At 54.0% G+C, this 16,349-nt stretch carries 15 protein-coding genes, 10 tRNA genes and 1 rRNA gene; 1 reads left to right on the top strand and 25 read right to left on the bottom strand.

Features of this window, described 5'->3' with window-relative positions; genetic code table 11:
- The 19 genes from EVJ34_RS10795 to acpS all read right to left on the bottom strand — a co-directional run.
- Positions 1 to 106 (bottom strand): 16S ribosomal RNA (locus EVJ34_RS10795); the annotation flags it as partial.
- A 102-nt stretch (positions 107 to 208) separates the two neighbouring features.
- A tRNA-Ile gene (locus EVJ34_RS10800) sits at positions 209 to 285 on the bottom strand.
- A 10-nt stretch (positions 286 to 295) separates the two neighbouring features.
- A tRNA-Arg gene (locus tag EVJ34_RS10805) sits at positions 296 to 372 on the bottom strand.
- A gap of 4 nt (positions 373 to 376) precedes the next feature.
- Positions 377 to 464 (bottom strand) — tRNA-Leu (locus EVJ34_RS10810).
- Positions 465 to 495: 31 nt separating this feature from the next.
- Positions 496 to 571 (bottom strand) — tRNA-Lys (locus EVJ34_RS10815).
- 10 nt (positions 572 to 581) lie between these two features.
- Positions 582 to 653, bottom strand: a tRNA-Gln gene (locus EVJ34_RS10820).
- Between the two features lie 7 nt (positions 654 to 660).
- A tRNA-Asp gene (locus tag EVJ34_RS10825) sits at positions 661 to 736 on the bottom strand.
- A 23-nt stretch (positions 737 to 759) separates the two neighbouring features.
- Positions 760 to 835: transfer RNA gene (locus EVJ34_RS10830), tRNA-Val, on the bottom strand.
- Between the two features lie 6 nt (positions 836 to 841).
- A tRNA-Glu gene (locus EVJ34_RS10835) sits at positions 842 to 916 on the bottom strand.
- Positions 917 to 943: 27 nt separating this feature from the next.
- Positions 944 to 1,035, bottom strand: a tRNA-Ser gene (locus EVJ34_RS10840).
- Positions 1,036 to 1,044: 9 nt separating this feature from the next.
- Positions 1,045 to 1,119, bottom strand: a tRNA-Asn gene (locus EVJ34_RS10845).
- 208 nt (positions 1,120 to 1,327) lie between these two features.
- Positions 1,328 to 3,463, bottom strand: coding sequence for a Tex family protein (locus EVJ34_RS10850; protein WP_483297326.1), 2,136 nt, complete (start codon positions 3,461 to 3,463; stop codon positions 1,328 to 1,330).
- Between the two features lie 66 nt (positions 3,464 to 3,529).
- Positions 3,530 to 4,330, bottom strand: coding sequence for an RNA polymerase sigma factor SigB (sigB, locus tag EVJ34_RS10855; protein ID WP_021068185.1), 801 nt, complete (start codon positions 4,328 to 4,330; stop codon positions 3,530 to 3,532).
- Positions 4,296 to 4,772, bottom strand: a complete 477-nt coding sequence (gene rsbW / locus EVJ34_RS10860) for an anti-sigma B factor RsbW (RefSeq protein WP_131434816.1) — start codon at positions 4,770 to 4,772, stop codon at positions 4,296 to 4,298. The genes sigB and rsbW overlap by 35 nt, the downstream gene beginning before the upstream one ends.
- Positions 4,769 to 5,095 carry an STAS domain-containing protein gene (locus EVJ34_RS10865; RefSeq protein ID WP_021068183.1) on the bottom strand — a complete coding sequence of 109 codons (327 nt, stop codon included), beginning with the start codon at positions 5,093 to 5,095 and terminating at the stop codon, positions 4,769 to 4,771. The genes rsbW and EVJ34_RS10865 overlap by 4 nt, the downstream gene beginning before the upstream one ends.
- A gap of 139 nt (positions 5,096 to 5,234) precedes the next feature.
- Positions 5,235 to 5,585, bottom strand: a complete 351-nt coding sequence (locus EVJ34_RS10870) for a type II toxin-antitoxin system PemK/MazF family toxin (protein WP_029596222.1) — start codon at positions 5,583 to 5,585, stop codon at positions 5,235 to 5,237.
- 5 nt (positions 5,586 to 5,590) lie between these two features.
- The gene (locus EVJ34_RS10875; protein WP_114164815.1) at positions 5,591 to 5,869 is read right to left on the bottom strand and encodes a hypothetical protein; all 279 of its coding nucleotides are present in this window, start codon (positions 5,867 to 5,869) and stop codon (positions 5,591 to 5,593) included.
- A 129-nt stretch (positions 5,870 to 5,998) separates the two neighbouring features.
- Positions 5,999 to 7,075: an alanine racemase gene (alr, locus tag EVJ34_RS10880; RefSeq protein ID WP_131434814.1), complete on the bottom strand. Its 1,077-nt coding sequence runs from the start codon at positions 7,073 to 7,075 to the stop codon at positions 5,999 to 6,001.
- Positions 7,053 to 7,430: a holo-ACP synthase gene (gene acpS, locus EVJ34_RS10885; protein ID WP_131485644.1), complete on the bottom strand. Its 378-nt coding sequence runs from the start codon at positions 7,428 to 7,430 to the stop codon at positions 7,053 to 7,055. Before acpS ends, alr begins: the two co-directional genes overlap by 23 nt.
- 63 nt (positions 7,431 to 7,493) lie before the next feature.
- Between acpS and EVJ34_RS10890 the strand changes: the two genes are divergently transcribed.
- On the top strand, positions 7,494 to 8,219 hold the full coding sequence (locus tag EVJ34_RS10890) for a rhomboid family intramembrane serine protease (RefSeq protein ID WP_131485645.1): 726 nt from the start codon (positions 7,494 to 7,496) through the stop codon (positions 8,217 to 8,219).
- A gap of 46 nt (positions 8,220 to 8,265) precedes the next feature.
- Here EVJ34_RS10890 and argF read toward each other — a convergent pair whose 3' ends face one another.
- From argF to argJ, 6 genes are read right to left on the bottom strand one after another with little or no spacing between them, the layout of a single operon-like run.
- Positions 8,266 to 9,192, bottom strand: coding sequence for an ornithine carbamoyltransferase (argF, locus tag EVJ34_RS10895; RefSeq protein WP_131485646.1), 927 nt, complete (start codon positions 9,190 to 9,192; stop codon positions 8,266 to 8,268).
- Complete coding sequence (gene carB / locus EVJ34_RS10900) at positions 9,189 to 12,209, bottom strand: carbamoyl-phosphate synthase (glutamine-hydrolyzing) large subunit (RefSeq protein WP_131485647.1); 3,021 nt, start codon at positions 12,207 to 12,209, stop codon at positions 9,189 to 9,191. The genes argF and carB overlap by 4 nt, the downstream gene beginning before the upstream one ends.
- Complete coding sequence (locus EVJ34_RS10905; protein ID WP_131434805.1) at positions 12,202 to 13,251, bottom strand: carbamoyl phosphate synthase small subunit; 1,050 nt, start codon at positions 13,249 to 13,251, stop codon at positions 12,202 to 12,204. The genes carB and EVJ34_RS10905 overlap by 8 nt, the downstream gene beginning before the upstream one ends.
- Entirely contained in the window at positions 13,248 to 14,393 is a 1,146-nt protein-coding gene (locus tag EVJ34_RS10910) for an aspartate aminotransferase family protein (protein ID WP_131485648.1), read from the bottom strand. The genes EVJ34_RS10905 and EVJ34_RS10910 overlap by 4 nt, the downstream gene beginning before the upstream one ends.
- A complete protein-coding gene (gene argB, locus EVJ34_RS10915; protein ID WP_131485649.1) occupies positions 14,353 to 15,132 on the bottom strand; it encodes an acetylglutamate kinase in 780 nt (259 codons plus the stop codon). The genes EVJ34_RS10910 and argB overlap by 41 nt, the downstream gene beginning before the upstream one ends.
- Positions 15,129 to 16,346, bottom strand: coding sequence for a bifunctional glutamate N-acetyltransferase/amino-acid acetyltransferase ArgJ (gene argJ, locus EVJ34_RS10920; protein WP_131485650.1), 1,218 nt, complete (start codon positions 16,344 to 16,346; stop codon positions 15,129 to 15,131). Before argJ ends, argB begins: the two co-directional genes overlap by 4 nt.
- Positions 16,347 to 16,349 lie beyond the last annotated feature (3 nt).

Here is a 16,349-nt window from a genome sequence, read left to right on the forward strand (position 1 = left end):
CCATCAACGTCCCCCCGAAGGGTTCAGATGATTTCCTGCGCTCGACTTGCATGTATTAGGCACGCCGCCAGCGTTCGTCCTGAGCCAGGATCAAACTCTCCAAAGAATTTGATATAGCTCTTTAAAAATGACGAAGCTTGCGCTTCATTCAAAAATTGTAAAACATTTTTTGCCTCATCGTTCAGTTTTCAAAGTTCGTCAGTTTAAATGGTGGGCCTAAGTGGACTCGAACCACCGACCTCACGCTTATCAGGCGTGCGCTCTAACCGGCTGAGCTATAGGCCCATAATGAAAATGGTGCACCCTGAGAGATTCGAACTCCCGGCCTTTAGATTCGTAGTCTAACGCTCTATCCAGCTGAGCTAAGGGTGCATATTGGTGCGGTCGAGAGGACTTGAACCTCCACGGTGTTAACCACCACTAGGCCCTCAACCTAGCGCGTCTACCGATTCCGCCACGACCGCAGCGTATTAAGGTGTTACGAGGGAATAAAAATGGTGAGTCATGCAGGGCTCGAACCTGCGACCCTCTGATTAAAAGTCAGATGCTCTACCAACTGAGCTAATGACTCAAATTATAAGCTGGGCCGGAAGGGATCGAACCTTCGCATGTCGGAATCAAAATCCGATGCCTTACCACTTGGCTACGGCCCAACGTAAATGGCGGTCTTGACGGGATTTGAACCCGCGATCTCCTGCGTGACAGGCAGGCATGTTAACCCCTACACCACAAGACCGTTATACGTGCTTAAATTTGAAATGGTGGAGGATGACGGGATCGAACCGCCGACCCCCTGCTTGTAAGGCAGGTGCTCTCCCAGCTGAGCTAATCCTCCATATGATGGTGACCCGTACGGGATTCGAACCCGTGTTACCGCCGTGAAAGGGCGGTGTCTTAACCGCTTGACCAACGGGCCAGATGTGTGTGTTTTCTAAAAATTAAGTGGCGGAGACGGAGGGATTCGAACCCTCGCACCGGTTTCCCAGCCTACTCCCTTAGCAGGGGAGCCCCTTATAGCCTCTTGGGTACGTCTCCAAAATAAAATGGCTCCGCAAGTAGGATTTGAACCTACGACCTACCGGTTAACAGCCGGTTGCTCTACCACTGAGCTATTGCGGAACGTTGCTTGAATTTATCGAAGTAACGATTTAAATTGTAACCGCAAACCAGAAACCTGTCAATCACTTTTTTAGAAAAGCTTTAATATTCCATGCCGTCTCTCGGCGACTTCTATAAGATAGCACGGGTAGAAAAGACCGTCAACACTTTTTCATAAAAAAATCGAGCAAAATGAAAAACATTTTGCTCGATGCTAGTTTCTTCTTATTTAAGCGCGTGGTTCAAGCATCGTGAGACTGATTCTGCCACGATTGGCATCGACTTGTTCGATCCATACGGTGACAATATCGCCGACCGCGACGACATCGAGCGGATGTTTGACGTAGCGATTCGACAACTTCGAAATATGGACGAGCCCATCTTGCTTCACTCCGATATCGATGAACGCCCCGAAGTCGATGACGTTCCGTACCGTCCCTTGGAACTCCATACCGACTTGAAGGTCTTCTAAGTTCATGACGTCTGTCCGAAGTAACGGCTTTTGAATATCTTCGCGCGGATCACGTCCTGGTTTTGCGAGCGACTTCAAGATATCTTCGACTGTCGGCAATCCGGCGTCCATTTTCTCGCTCAGCGCTTTGGCGTCGACCGTCTTCAATCGATCTCGCAGTTCAGCTGTACCGACCGCTTGCTTCGAAACACCGAGTTCCTTCAATAGAGAGAGCGTCAACTTATAGCTCTCCGGATGAATCTCGGTTTGGTCGAGTACATCACTCCCGTTTGTGATTCGTAAAAAGCCGGCCGCTTGCTCATACGCCTTGGCTCCAAGACGCGGTACTTTCTTGATCTCTTTTCGTGTATCAAAGCGCCCGAACTCATCCCGATACGCGACAATGTTTTTAGCCGTCGTCTTATTCAACCCGGATACGTATGTCAACAGTGATTCGGAAGCCCGGTTCACATCGACCCCAACCATGTTGACGACACTTTCGACGACAAACTCGAGCGATCCCTTCAGCTTGTTCTGACTGACATCGTGCTGATACTGTCCGACCCCGACAGACTGCGGGTCGACTTTAACAAGTTCAGCCATCGCATCTTGAATGCGTCGCGCGATCGAGACAGCCGAACGTTCCTCCACTTTCAATTCCGGGAATTCAGACCGGGCGATCTCTGACGCCGAGTAGACACTCGCCCCCGCCTCGTTGACGATAGCGTAGGCAATCTCTCGTTCAGCTTTCTTCAGCCAGTTCGAGACGAACTGCTCCGTCTCACGTGAAGCGGTCCCGTTTCCGATGACAATGACTGAAACCGGATAACGTTTCACGAGCGATGACAACACTTTCTCCGAACCGGCAACATCGTGTTTCGGTGCGGTCGGATAGAAGACACCGACCTCTTCGACTTTTCCAATCTCATTGACGACCGCCCATTTACATCCTGTACGGTAAGCCGGGTCAATCCCGAGGACGACGACTTCGCGAAGCGGTGGCTGCATGTAGAGCTGCTTCAAGTTTTTCGAGAACACATCGATTGCCTGTTCTTCGGCCGTCTCGGTCAACTCGCTACGAATCTCGCGTTCGATGGCCGGGAATACTGACTTCTTGAACGCGTCCTTCACGGCGAGCGTGACGAGTTCACGTTTTTCCGTCGGCAAACGGTCAAACTTGGCGAGCGCTTGGCGCATGAAGCCCGCTTCGTCGAAGACGACCTTCACTTGCAACACATCCGTGCGCTCTCCTCGATTCAATGCGAGGATGCGGTGCGGAACAATTCCCGCGATTTTTTCTTCATATTCATAATACTGGGCGAACACTTCTTTCTCGTCTTCTGCCTGTTTCTTCTTCTGTGAACGAAGGAGCGCCTCTTTTCGGACTCGCGTTCGAAGTGATTGTCGAAGTGTCGCCACTTCGCCCCACTCCTCCCCGATGATCGATTGCACGAACGGAAGTGCTTCTTCTAGCGAAAGGTCACCCGCGAACGACTCCGCTTCTTTCAGTGAATAGGGTGTCGGTTGACGATACCAGTCGGCGAGGGCTTGCAACCCTTTTTCCCGTCCTTGTTCAGCTTTCGTACGTCGCTTCGGACGATAAGGAAGGTAAATGTCATCGACTTGTTGCAGGGTCGTCGCCGCTTCTAGCGCCCGCGCTAATTCCGGTGTCGCTTTCTCGAGCTCTTCGAGTTTGGCGAGGACATCCGACTTACGCTTCTGCAAACTCTCTTCATATTGTAAGGCGTCGAGAATCGCTTTGATCTCCACTTCATCGAGATTACCGGTCATTTCTTTACGATACCGGGCCATAAACGGAATCGTCGCTCCGTCTGCGGCGAGCTGTTGCACCGTCTCAACTTGACTCGTCTTCAACTTCAACTCTTTGGCAACTTTCGTAATCAATCGAATCACTTCCTTTTCTCTTCTCTCTAGAAGTGTAGCAAACTCACGCGCGGACGACAAAAAAACGATGACCGTTTAGTCATCGTTCGAGAATACTTCATTGAGCGGGACTTTGATGGCTTCACGCAATTTCTCGAGTGCACGTCGTTGCAAGCGCGATACGTGCATCTGTGAAATTCCGAGGAGTTCACCCGTCTCTTTTTGGCTCATGTTTTTATAATAAGCACATTCTAAGATTGCCTGTTCTCGTTCATTCAGCACACTGAACGCTTTTTCAAGAATGAGGCGCTGGTCGACCGACTCGTAGCCACGTTCTTGGCTCCCGACGAGGTCGAGAAGTGTGACGGTCGAACCTTCGTTGTCCGCTTCGATTGAACTATCGACAGAGAGGGCTTGATAACTCTTACCCATCTCGAGCGTCTCGAGAATCTCTTCGTCAGAAACGCCGAGGTGATCCGCAATCTCATCGATGCGTGGCGAACGTTGCAGTTCGGTCGTCAATTCTTCGACCGTCTTCTTGATTTTCGGTCCAAGCTCTTTAATCCGGCGTGGAACGTGGACGCTCCACGTCTTGTCACGGATGAAACGCTTGATTTCACCGATGATCGTCGGAACGGCAAACGATTCGAAACTGCGTCCAAACTCAGGGTCGAAACGACGAAGGGCAGCGAGAAGTCCGATCATACCGACTTGAACGAGGTCGTCATGGATGGCACGGCCGCGTGAAAACTTTCGTGCAAGTGCCTCAACGAGGTCCGAGTATCGGTTAATGAGGAGCATCTGGACTTCTTCATTTTGATCGTCCTGTTGATAACGCTCAATCCACTCTAATACTTCATCATCACTGTGATGGCGTTGTTGAGATTTTGCTGGCACTCTGATCCACCTCGTCCCTATTAAGGAGTTTCGTCATCGTCACCTTGACACCATTGTCCTTGTTGATCGAGACGTCATCCATTAAGGCTTCAATGAGGAAAAGACCGAGTCCCCCTTCGTGAAGCGATTCGATTTCAGCCGTCTCTTCGACTGGCGCCGCTTGGCGTTTCACGTCGTCGGCAAACGTTTTGCCAGAGTCCTCGATAGTCATTTCGAGACGATCGTCATGGACGCCACACGTGAGTTTCACTTCACCTTCTTGGTCTTCATAAGCATGTTGAACAGCATTGCCACAGGCTTCCGAGACCGCGATTTTAATATCTTCGATCTCGTCGTACGTGTATCCCATACGGTTAGCGATTCCTGAGACGACTAAACGGACCACACCGACATACTCCGGTTTGGCCGGGAACGTCATCACCGTCTGTTCGATGTTACTCATTGCGTGCCACCTCTTACGTTTGTATTGATTGAAAGCAACTTGTGCAGTCCTGTCAATTCAAAGAGACGATTGACGCGGTCGGTCACGCCGACGAGCGACAACTCTTTCTCATTACGTTTAGCTATTTTAAGGGCACCGACAAATACGCCGAGACCAGTTGAATCCATATAATCCACTTCATCCAAATGAACGGTAACATCTTGTTCCGTAATGGCCGGGTGCAAGACTTCCTTCAATTTTGGTGCGGTATATGTATCCACTTCTCCGGATACGTAAAGGTGTAATTGTTCTCCAATGACTTGCTCGCGAATCGCTAAATCCATCGTATATTCCCTCCTAATGTGCGTACAGAAAAACTGAGTACGATTAAACTAAATTCCCGTTTTACAGAATTCTAAACTACTTTTAAAGATTTTTTTGAAAAAAAACCGATACCCATGTATCGGTTTTTTTATATGTAAGCTAGAGAGGGATTAATCCCAGACTAATCTCTAGCGCTCGGTCAACTTTGTGCATCGTCTCATCATCGAGATGAGTGACTTTATCCGTCAGACGACGCTTATCAATCGTTCGAATCTGTTCAAGCAAAATCACGGAATCTCGTTCGAGACCATGTTTGACTTGATATACCTCTACATGAGTCGGCAGTTTTGCTTTTTGGATCTGAGCCGTAATCGCAGCGACAATGACGGTCGGGCTAAAGCGATTGCCGATATCGTTTTGAATGACGAGAACCGGACGAACTCCACCTTGCTCTGAACCGACTACGGGCGACAGATTCGCATAAAACACGTCACCACGCTTTACGATCACTCCGCTCACACCCCGCTTACTTGACGTAAGAGAGCATGTTCGGCTTCCGTCTCAATCATCAGCATCTCTTCTGCCATATTCAAATTAAACGCGGCCATCTCTTGATAGCCTTTCGCCAATTCTTCGCGCAGTGTTTGTTGTCGATCAGCAATTTCTTTGGACAAGTACGTCACTACATCGTTCAATGACAATGATTCACGGTCTTTCATCGAAATCGGACCCACATGCTGCGAGAACCGATCTGGAACGGACGCTAAAGCACCCGCAGTTCGCTGTTTCAACATCTTACACCTCCAGAATCGTTTCAATGACTGGCGGAAATCTTCCCGCGTTCTTTACCAATATAACACGCGAGTTTGGGAAAATATAGAGAATTCCTAAAAGAATTCAGATAATTTCACACGGTTTCCGCTTTACACATAACGTCGTGGAAGACGGCTCGTCAATTGACAGACGACTTCATAATTGATCGTCTCGAGTTGCGTGGCCAGTTCGTCAATCGCGACCGGTCCGCCGATGAGCGTGACGGTCGTCCCGACCGGCAGCTCGTTAGGAAGCCTTACCATGAAGCGATCCATACAGACACGACCGACGATTGGACAGCGCTCTCCATTGACGTCGACTTCGAAGCCGCTCGCTTTACGAATCCAGCCGTCGGCATATCCGACCGGCACGGTACCGATCCACTCATCTTCAGTCGTCGTATACGTCGCCCCGTAACTGATCGTCTGTCCGGCTTCGAGTTGCTTCACCTGCATGAGCTTGCTCTTCAAGGTGAAGGCAGGACGAAGGAATGTATAGAAAGAAGCCATCTCAGCAGACGGGTAGAGACCATAGATCGCAATTCCGACCCGTACCAAGTTGTACGGCACATCTTCCCCGGCCATACGGATCGCCCCGGCCGAGTTTGACGTATGGATGTAGCGGAAACGTGAGTGGAGTCCGTCCATCAACTGACGGAACCTCTCCTGTTGCTCATAATACAGCTGGCTGTCCGGCTCATCCGCCGTCGCGAAATGAGTATAGATGCCTTCCACGACGAAGCGGTCATCGGCCGCCTCGAGAAGCGCATCAAGTTCAGCCCGGGTCCGCAGACCGAGGCGTCCCATCCCGGTGTCGACTTTCACATGAACGGTGAGCGGACGGTCAGATAGATGCGTGCGCGCCTCACGTAACCAGTCGGCCGAAAAGACAGACAATGTCACATCGTGCTCGGCTGCGACGCCCGCATATTCTGGGAACTGGGCTTCCATGACGAGAATCGGCGCTTTAATCCCGGCCTCTCGGAGCTCGATGGCTTCCTCGAGCAAAGCCACACCGAGCATCGTCGCTCCGTTCTCGAGCGCGATCTTCGCCACTTCGACAGCACCATGTCCGTAAGCGTTGGCTTTGACGACGGCCATGAGCGCTTGCGGGATCCGTTTTTTGATTTCGATTACGTTATGCTTGATCGCCGCCCGATCAATTTCAATCCAACTTGGACGAAACATCGTGATCCTCCTCTTCAATGATGACTTGTGCCACGGCGTATTGCTCGCTATGGCTGATACTTATATGAATTCGGCCTGAGAACGGCGCCGTCATATGCGGTCGCCCGGTCTCATCCGGTAAGATTTCGATTTGTTGCCACGACAGGCCACGGGCAATCCCGGTCCCGACCGCTTTGGCGTACGCTTCTTTCGCCGCGAATCGTCCGGCGATGAATTCGACGCGGCGCTGTTCCGGGTATGCGTCCGCGAGCGCCCGTTCGGCTTCGGTCAACAGACGCGTGACGAAACGCTCATTTTTGCTCGAGCGGGCAACCCGCACGAGCTCGACAATATCGATTCCGATTCCCACAATCACAGGACACTCGCTCCTTTCCTTTTTCACTCATTTCCTTATACAATTAAAGAAAGAGGTGATGCTATGTTTAGTCGTACTGAGAATGTTCAAACGTTCGTCCGAGCGTATCCGCTCGTAACGCTGTTCATTGTAATCCAACTGCTCGTGTTTGTCATCGATTCTTTGGTCCCTGGCCTCCGAATCGTCGCACTCGGCGGGTCATTCCATCTCGCGCTTGCCCAAGGGGAGTGGTACCGTCTCTTGACGGCCAACTTCATCCACTTAGGCCTCGGTCATTTGTTGTTCAACTCGTTCGCTTTGATCATCTTCGGACCTGCGATGGAACGCATGGTCGGTCACATCAAATTCGCCGTGTTCTATATCGTGGCCGGTGTGCTTGCCAACCTGCTCACGTTCTTCACAGTGAGTGAACTATTTTATCTGCAAGCCGGTGCGTCCGGTGCGATTTTAGCGATTTTTGGCTTCTACGTGTACATCGGTCGGTTCCGCCGAACGCTCATCTATAGCCAAGATGCTCGACTCGTCTATATCTTCGTCGCCATCAGCGCCGTGTTCACGCTCATCGGGGCGAACGTATCGCTGTGGGGACATGTGTACGGCTTCCTGGCCGGATTTGTGCTCGCGATCCCGCTCTCCCGGTTCGCGGTGCCCTATTCGCGCCCGCTCCGTTACGGGAAGTACAAGCCACGTAAGTATTCGCCGCCAATCATCCATACAGGTGAAGGCAAATGGATTTTCTACGTCATCGTCGGACTGGCCGTGTTCGGTCTGTTCGCCCGCTTCCTATGAGAGTAAAAAGAGAGGATTCGCCAAAGCGGCGAATCCTCTCTTTTGTTTAGGCAAGCAAGGTGAGCATAAGTGCCTTTTGCGCGTGTAAGCGATTCTCGGCTTGATCGAACACGACCGATTGCGGGCCATCGATGACGTCGGCCGTCACTTCTTCGCCGCGATGAGCCGGGAGGCAGTGCAGGAAAATCGCATCTGACTTTGCATGCTGCATGAGCGAAGCATCGACTTGGAACGCCGCGAACTGCGTCAACCGTTCCGTCGCTTCCGCTTCTTGCCCCATACTCGCGAACACGTCTGTGTAGACGACGTCAGCTCCCTTAGCCGCAGCGACCGGGTCTTGCCACAAGGTGACACTGCCTCCTGTCGTTGCCGCGAGTTCATTCGCCCGTTCGAAAATGTCGGTCTCAACCGTATACGCTTCTGGCGAGGCGATGCGGATGTGCATCCCACTGAGCGCGCCGCCGATCATGAGCGAATGGGCCATGTTGTTCCCGTCGCCGATGTACGTCAACGTCTTCCCTGTTCTCGTGCCGAACACTTCTTCGACCGTCAACAAGTCGGCGAGCACTTGGCACGGGTGATGGGAATCGGTCAATCCGTTGATGATTGGAATCGAGCCTGCCGAAGCGAGCGTCTCGACCGTCTCATGGGCGTATGTCCGGATCATGAGCGCGTCGACATAGCGGCTCATGACTTGAATCGTGTCCGTCAACGGTTCTCCGCGTCCAATCTGTAAATCACTGCTGCTCAAGAACAACGGGTAACCGCCGAGTTCGACGACCCCGACCTCGAACGACATCCGGGTCCGGGTTGATGCCTTTTCGAACAAGAGCGCCACTTTCTTGCCGGCGAGTGCGGATTGGAACGCTTCCGGCTTTCGTTTCACCTCGGCCGCGAGTCCGAGCAAGTCGTCGAGGGTGGACGGAGTCAGTTCCTCGAGTGTCAGTAGATGGTTGATTGTTTGCGTCGTCATAATGGTAGTCCCTCTCCTGTCTGCATCGTTTGAAGTGAACGGACCGACATCGGTTCCGCTTGCATCGCTTGTTGATAGTAATCGGCTAGATGAATCTCTGAGATGACGTGGACGCCGTTCCGGACCGCCGCCTCACGTGCCGTTTGTTCTTCTGGTACGTTCGAGAATAGGACCGACACGTTCTGGAACTCGGTCGTCTCATCGAGCGCTTGATCACTATATGACGACCAACCTTGTCCGGCTACAATCTCAGTCCGATTCATGACGCGTGTCGTCGTCGCATCATAACAGAACCGTTCGGACACGTACGGGGTCATACTGAATTGAAGCGTTTCTCCGGTCGAGCGCATGACGGGTCCAGTGAGCGGGTCGACGCCCGGTAATTTCAAACTCGAGAACACTGGCGTCTTGATGGCATAGCCACTCCATACCGGACGTACGTCTGGGACGATGGTTGCCAACTCCTGGCCGACCGCAGCGAGCGTCGCCCATTCGATGAGCGGTTCGCCCGTCACTTTGCTGACGATCGGGACGGTCCGAGATGCACGAGGATTGATTTCGAGCACATAAATGATGTCACCTTTCAAGACGAATTGGATGTTGAGCGCCCCCTTATAGGCGAGCGCTTGACCAATCGTTTGAACGATGGCTTCAATCTTCGTTTGTTGCGCGAATGACGTTTTTACTGGCGGCAGAATCATCGTCGAATCGCCCGAATGGACACCGGCTGCCTCAATCTGTTCGAGCAAGGCCGGGACGTAGACGGTCTTTCCGTCTGTCACACAATCGACTTCAAGCTCGCGTCCTTCGACATACGCATCGACGAGGAGCGGATAAGTCAATTGCGGCTCAATTTGGTGTAAATCTGCCGCGGTCCGGATGATATACATCCCTTTTCCACCGATAACGTAGGAAGGACGGACGACACACGGATAGCCGAGGCGATGGATCGCAGACGTCAAATCATCAACTGATCTGACCTCTTCGCCAGGGATGTGGGCCACCCCGATTTCGTCGAGGAATTGATAGAACCGATCCCGATCCTCCATTTGATCGATGACGTCTGCCGTCGCCCCGAGCAAGTGATAGCCTTTGGTTTCTAGTGCATGGGCGAGTGAGATGCCGGTCTGGCCGCCGAACTGGATCAAGACGTCCTGACAGCCTTCTGCCTCCAACACATGCACGACATCTTCAATCGTCAACGGTTCGACATACAATTTGTCGGCGACCGTAAAATCGGTCGACACCGTCTCCGGGTTGTTGTTGATCATGATCGTCTCGACCCCAAGCTTTTGAAGCGCCCAGACGGCGTGCACCGAACTATAGTCGAACTCGATGCCTTGCCCGATCCGAATCGGTCCCGACCCGATAATGGCGACTTTTGGACGCTCGCCCGGCACGACTTCAGACGTCCCGTGCCACGTCCCGTAAAAGTACGGGGTGCGGCTCTCGAACTCGGCGGCACACGTGTCAATCATCTGATAGACCGGCGTGATGTCGTGTTCGATCCGCATCGCTGCGACCGCGTCGGCCGTGACGTTCATCTGCTGGGCAATCTGAGCGTCGGTGAAACCGAACCGTTTCGCTTGTAGCAAGTTCCCTTTCGTCGACAGGTCCATCTTGATTGTCGTCACGAGACGTTCGAACATCGTCATGAAGTGCGGGGCGATGCCGGTCATTGCTTCAAGTTGTGACGCCGTGGCGATTCCCCGGTCGAGTAGCGCGAGGCACGCTAGAAGACGACGATCGGTCGGTGCCGAAATTTCAGCGTATAGCGCGGCGGCATCAGCTGTCGCCATCCAACTCGGATAGAGCGGACGTTGCTCGACGCCGGCACCACGCCACGCTTTCTGAAGCGCTTCTTCGAGCGTTTTGCCCATCGCCATGCTCTCCCCGGTCGCTTTCATCTGCGGCCCAAGCGTCCGGTCCGTCCCATTGAACAAGTCGAACGGGAACGTTGGCACTTTCGCCGTCACATAATCGAGGGCCGGTTCGAAGCTCGCCATCGTCCCGTTCGTGACGGGATTGATGCAATCGTCGAGCCGTTCCCCGAGGGCAAGGCGGGTGGCAATCTTCGCAATCGGATACCCGGTCGCTTTCGAGGCGAGCGCGGAGCTACGTGAGACACGCGGGTTCACTTCAATCACGTAATAAGCGTCTTCCGTCGGATGGACAGCGAACTGGATGTTACACCCGCCGACGACACCGAGTGCCGAGACGATTCGGAACGAAGCACTCCGTAACGTCTGATGCATCGCATCCGATAACGTTTGGGCCGGGGCGAACACGACCGAATCACCCGTATGGACGCCGACCGGGTCGATGTTTTCCATATTGCAGACGATGATGCACGTCCCGTTGGCGTCACGCATGACCTCATATTCGAACTCTTTATAGCCGGCGATGCTCTGCTCGATTAAACATTGCGAGATCGGACTCGCTTCGAGACCACGCTTCGCGAGCGTATACGCAGCGTCCACCGTCTCCGCAATTCCACCGCCGGTACCGCCGAGCGTGAACGCTGGACGAACGATGAGCGGCACACCAGTCTCGGAAATGAAGTGATCCAGGGCGTCGATCGATTCAATCGTCGTGCTGATCGGGAGCGGTTCCCCGAGTTCGTTCATCTTCTGCTTGAACCGTTCGCGGTCTTCCCCGTCACGGATCGTCTCAAGCGACGTACCGAGAAGGTTGATGCCGTATTGACCGAGCACGCCGGCCTCGTCCAAAGCAAGCGCCAAGTTGAGGGCGGTCTGCCCGCCGACCGTGGCGAGCAAGTGGGTCGGGCGTTCTGTCTGGATAATCCATTCGGCCTTCTCAAGCGTCATCGCTTCGATGTACGTGTGATCGGCTATACCCGGATCGGTCATAATCGTGGCCGGGTTCGAGTTGAAGAGTACGACCTCACAGCCCGCTTCCCGGAGTGCTTGGCACGCCTGTGTGCCCGAATAATCAAACTCGGCCGCTTGTCCGATGATGATTGGACCGGAGCCGATGACGAGTACTTTTTTATGCATAGACGTTCACCCCTTGCTGAATCATTTCGTCGAAGCGGTCAAAGATGGCTTGTGCTTCCTTCGGTCCCGGACTGGCCTCCGGATGGAACTGGGCCGTCAGAATCGGGACTGTGCGGTGCAACGTCCCTTCGACCGATAAATCGTTCACGTTCTCAAACAATAGTTCGAGCGGCGTCGCTTCCAAACTGTCTCGTGTGACGACGTACCCGTGGTTTTGGGACGTCATCCACACTTCCCCCGTCTGGACGTTTCGGACCGGATGATTGGACCCACGGTGGCCGTACGTCTGTTTTTCAATCTCACACCCGAACGCGAGCGCGAGCAATTGATGGCCCATACAAATGCCGAGTGTCGGATACGCCAGTGCCACTTCGCGCACATTGTCGAGGTAGTCGACCAAATCACGCGGGTCGCCCGGACCGTTCGACACGAGAATGCCAGTCGGCGCGAGCTCATGGACTTGGGCGGCCGTCGTATCGAACGGTACGACGGTCACTGTGTAACCGCGTTCGACCATCGCCTGAACCATCGACGTCTTCACGCCGAAATCAAGGCAGACGATGTGTCCGTTCGTCCCGTCTCCGTGACGCACATACTCTGGGGTCGAAACCGTCTCTGTGATTTGATGAAGATCTCCATCAAACGATGCATCCAGATCGGATGTCATCATCCCCCATTGATCGCCGTGTTCACGGAGGGCATGGACGAGCGAGCGCGTGTCGACGTCAGACAGTACCGGCACACCGGACTGCTCCAGCCAATCCTTCAAGTCAGTTGCCGCCCCGTTTCCAGCTAACGTCTGAACAAGCACGCCCGCCACTTGAATGTCCGCACTTTCGGATGCCCCCTCGGTCAATCCATATTGCCCGATGAGCGGATATGTGAACGCGACGATTTGCCCGGCGTACGACGGATCGGTCAACACTTCCTGGTAACCGGTCATTCCTGTAAAGAACACGACTTCACCTTTCGCGAAGCGTGCACTCGTCTCCCACGTCCCATCGAACTGTTGACCACTTTGTAACGTCACCGTCCCCGTCATGACACCATCTCCTTTATCATCACATGTCCAATCATCGCGAGCGCCTCATCCACTTCCTCTTCCGTGAGCAGTAAAGACGGCAAGAAGCGAATCACGTCCGGACCTGCCGCAACGACCAAGAGGCCAGTCTCCCTTAACTGTTCGATCCACGACGCGACCGGTTTCGTCGCGACGAGCCCAAGCATCAATCCTAGCCCTCGGACTTCGATGAACGTCTCTCCGTCGACAAATTGTTCCAAACCCGCTCGTAATCGCGCGCCCATCGCATGGACGTGGGCGAGTGCATCCGCCTCGAACAAGATGTCGAGCGTCGCTTCAGCCGCGGCCATCGCGAGCGGATTGCCGCCGAACGTCGAACCGTGACTGCCAGCGGTGAAAACCTGTTCAGCTCCAGGAACTGTCAAAATCGCTCCGACAGGGAAGCCGCTGCCGAGCCCTTTCGCGAGCGTGACGACGTCCGGTTGGAGCGGTGTCTGTTCGAACGCGAAGCGGGTACCTGTGCGGGCAATCCCGGTCTGCACCTCATCAACGACGATTTTGACACCATGCTCGGTCGCTTTCGCTTGAAGCGCTTCGAGCCATGCTGTGTCAGCGACGACGACCCCGCCCTCGCCTTGGACGATTTCGAGCCAGACCGCAGCCGTCTCATCATCGATCATGTCGAGTGCGTCCATGTCGTTGAACGGTGCGTGTACAAAATCAGACACCATCGGGCCGAATCCGGCTTTGACCTTGTCTTGTCCCGTCGCCCCGAGCATGGCGAACGAGCGACCGTGGAACGATTTCGTGAACGTCACGATTTTCGTCTTGTTCGTCCATTTCCGAATTAATTTGAACGCCCCTTCGTTCGCCTCGGTCCCGCTGTTACAGAAGAACGCATGCGTCAAGTGCGTCCCCGACACGAGTTTTTCGGCGACACGCGCCTGCCCGCTGATGTTGTATAAATTCGACGTGTGCCACACTTTTTGCAGCTGCGTCTCGAGCGCTTGGCTCACGTGCGGATGACGATGGCCCGTCCCGCAGACGGCGATGCCCATGACAAAGTCGAGGTACCTTTTCCCTGCGGTGTCGGTCACGTACGACCCGCTCGCCTGTTCGATTTCAATAACTCGTTGTCCGTATGTCGGTAGTAGTGAATGCATGGTGCACCTCCTGTAATATTGTCCCGGGATGATCCGGGTCCTTGCCGTCACGGATGACGGCGGCATCGATTCCTCCTGTCAAAGCAGCCAATAGCGCTTCGGTCTTCGGGATCATCCCCCCATAAATATCCCCTGTGGCGATGGCCGTCTGGATGTCTTCACGCGTGAGCGTTCGACGGAACGTCCCGTCAATCTGAATGCCTGGGACGTCAGTGATCATTTCGAAGCAGTCGGCTTGAAGCGCGACGGCGACGGCGATCGCACAATCGTCCCCGTTACAGTTCAACGTGCTTTCTGTACTGTGTAGTAACGACGTCACGACGGGCACGTAGCGCCCTGCGAGCAATAACTCGAACAAATCGGTTTCGATGCGTTCGACTTCGCCGACCGCTCCGAGTGCCGCGAGTTGTCGTCCCGTCATCGTCTGTCCGTCCACACCCGAGAGACCGACCGCTTGAATGTGATGACGACCGAGGGCTGCGACGATTTCTGTCTGCATCTCGCCCGCGAGCACGCGTTCGGCCCCGGTCAACACGTCGGCGGTCGTGACACGACGACCGTTTTGAAACACAGGTTCGATTTGTTGATGCGCGCAATAGGCCGATAAGGCGGGGCCACCCCCATGAACGAGCACGAGTTCATGTCCCGCCTCGAGCCACGCCTCCCACTCTTTGAAATAGCTTGGGTGGAGCGTGTCCCAAACGCTCCCTCCGAGTTTGACAACCTTCCGTTGCTTCATGTCCGGTAACTCGCATTGATTTTGACGTAGTCGTACGTCAAATCGCATCCATACGCCTGTCCTTGTCCGATCCCGTCTTGTAACCGAATCTGAATCGGCACGATGTCTTGCCCCATCTCTTCTGTCGCGAGCGTCTCATCGAACCAGACCGGCGCACTTTCCATGAGAACGTGCTGTGACCCGATCCGGATATCGACGTGATTCACATCGATTGGCTGCTCGGTGGCACCGATGGCGGCGATGATACGTCCCCAGTTCGCATCTTGTCCGTAGACTGCCGTCTTCACGAGTGAAGACCCGACGACTTGTTTTGCGATCATCCGAGCCGCCTCATCTGTCTTCGCCCCGATGACCTCGACTTCAATCAGTTTCGTCGCCCCTTCCCCGTCACGGGCAATCGCTTTGGCAAGATCTGTGCATACGTCCGTCAACGCTTGAAGGAAACGGTCATAGGCGAGTGTCCCTTCGATGATCTCGTCCATCTCGGTCAGCCCGCTCGCCAAGGCGAGCACCATATCGTTCGTTGAGCTGTCCCCGTCGACGGTGATGCTGTTGAACGAGGCGTCCACGCTCTGCTTCAACGCTCGTTGTAACACAGCTGGCGCGATGACGGCATCCGTCGTGATGAAGCCGAGCATCGTCGCCATGTTCGGATGAATCATGCCCGAGCCTTTGGCGACGCCTGCGATCGTCACGACAGCTTCTCCTTCGGCGTACTTGACCCCTGTACATTTTGTCCCTGTATCGGTCGTTAAAATCGCTTCCGCGAATGCCTCTGCTCCCGATTCATGATGGATTGGTTCGAGCAGGTCAATCCCATTCAATAACGTCTCCATCGGCAACAATTGACCGATGACACCCGTCGAGGCGATGGCCACCTCTTCCGGCTTCACTCCGATATGCTCGGCCGCTTTGTCGCGCATCGTATAGGCATCATCAAGGCCTTGAGGCCCGGTGCAGGCATTGGCGTTCCCACTATTAATTAAGACGGCGCGAATTTTCCCACTCGACGCATGTAGCGTCTCTTTCGTCACTTGGATCGGGGCTGCTTGAAATTGATTCGTCGTATACACGGCGGCTGCACTTGCTGCTTGCTCACAGACGAGCAGGGCTAAATCCTTACGCTTCCGCTTTAGTCCGGCGTGAACCCCGCACGCTTGAAACCCTTTCGGTGTGACGACGTGGACGACAGGGCTAATCGTTGTTTCAATCATCCG

Source organism: Exiguobacterium sp. SL-9 (assembly GCF_004336985.1).
GTDB lineage: Bacteria > Bacillota > Bacilli > Exiguobacteriales > Exiguobacteriaceae > Exiguobacterium.

Coding starts and splice junctions, on each gene's coding strand:
- rsbW (WP_131434816.1), bottom strand. CDS start 4,772: ATGAGTAACATCGAACAGACGGTGATGACGTTCCCGGCCAAACCGGAG.
- EVJ34_RS10865 (WP_021068183.1), bottom strand. CDS start 5,095: ATGGATTTAGCGATTCGCGAGCAAGTCATTGGAGAACAATTACACCTT.
- EVJ34_RS10875 (WP_114164815.1), bottom strand. CDS start 5,869: ATGTTGAAACAGCGAACTGCGGGTGCTTTAGCGTCCGTTCCAGATCGG.
- alr (WP_131434814.1), bottom strand. CDS start 7,075: ATGTTTCGTCCAAGTTGGATTGAAATTGATCGGGCGGCGATCAAGCAT.
- EVJ34_RS10890 (WP_131485645.1), top strand. CDS start 7,494: ATGTTTAGTCGTACTGAGAATGTTCAAACGTTCGTCCGAGCGTATCCG.
- argF (WP_131485646.1), bottom strand. CDS start 9,192: ATGACGACGCAAACAATCAACCATCTACTGACACTCGAGGAACTGACT.
- carB (WP_131485647.1), bottom strand. CDS start 12,209: ATGCATAAAAAAGTACTCGTCATCGGCTCCGGTCCAATCATCATCGGA.
- EVJ34_RS10905 (WP_131434805.1), bottom strand. CDS start 13,251: ATGACGGGGACGGTGACGTTACAAAGTGGTCAACAGTTCGATGGGACG.
- EVJ34_RS10910 (WP_131485648.1), bottom strand. CDS start 14,393: ATGCATTCACTACTACCGACATACGGACAACGAGTTATTGAAATCGAA.
- argB (WP_131485649.1), bottom strand. CDS start 15,132: ATGAAGCAACGGAAGGTTGTCAAACTCGGAGGGAGCGTTTGGGACACG.
- argJ (WP_131485650.1), bottom strand. CDS start 16,346: ATGATTGAAACAACGATTAGCCCTGTCGTCCACGTCGTCACACCGAAA.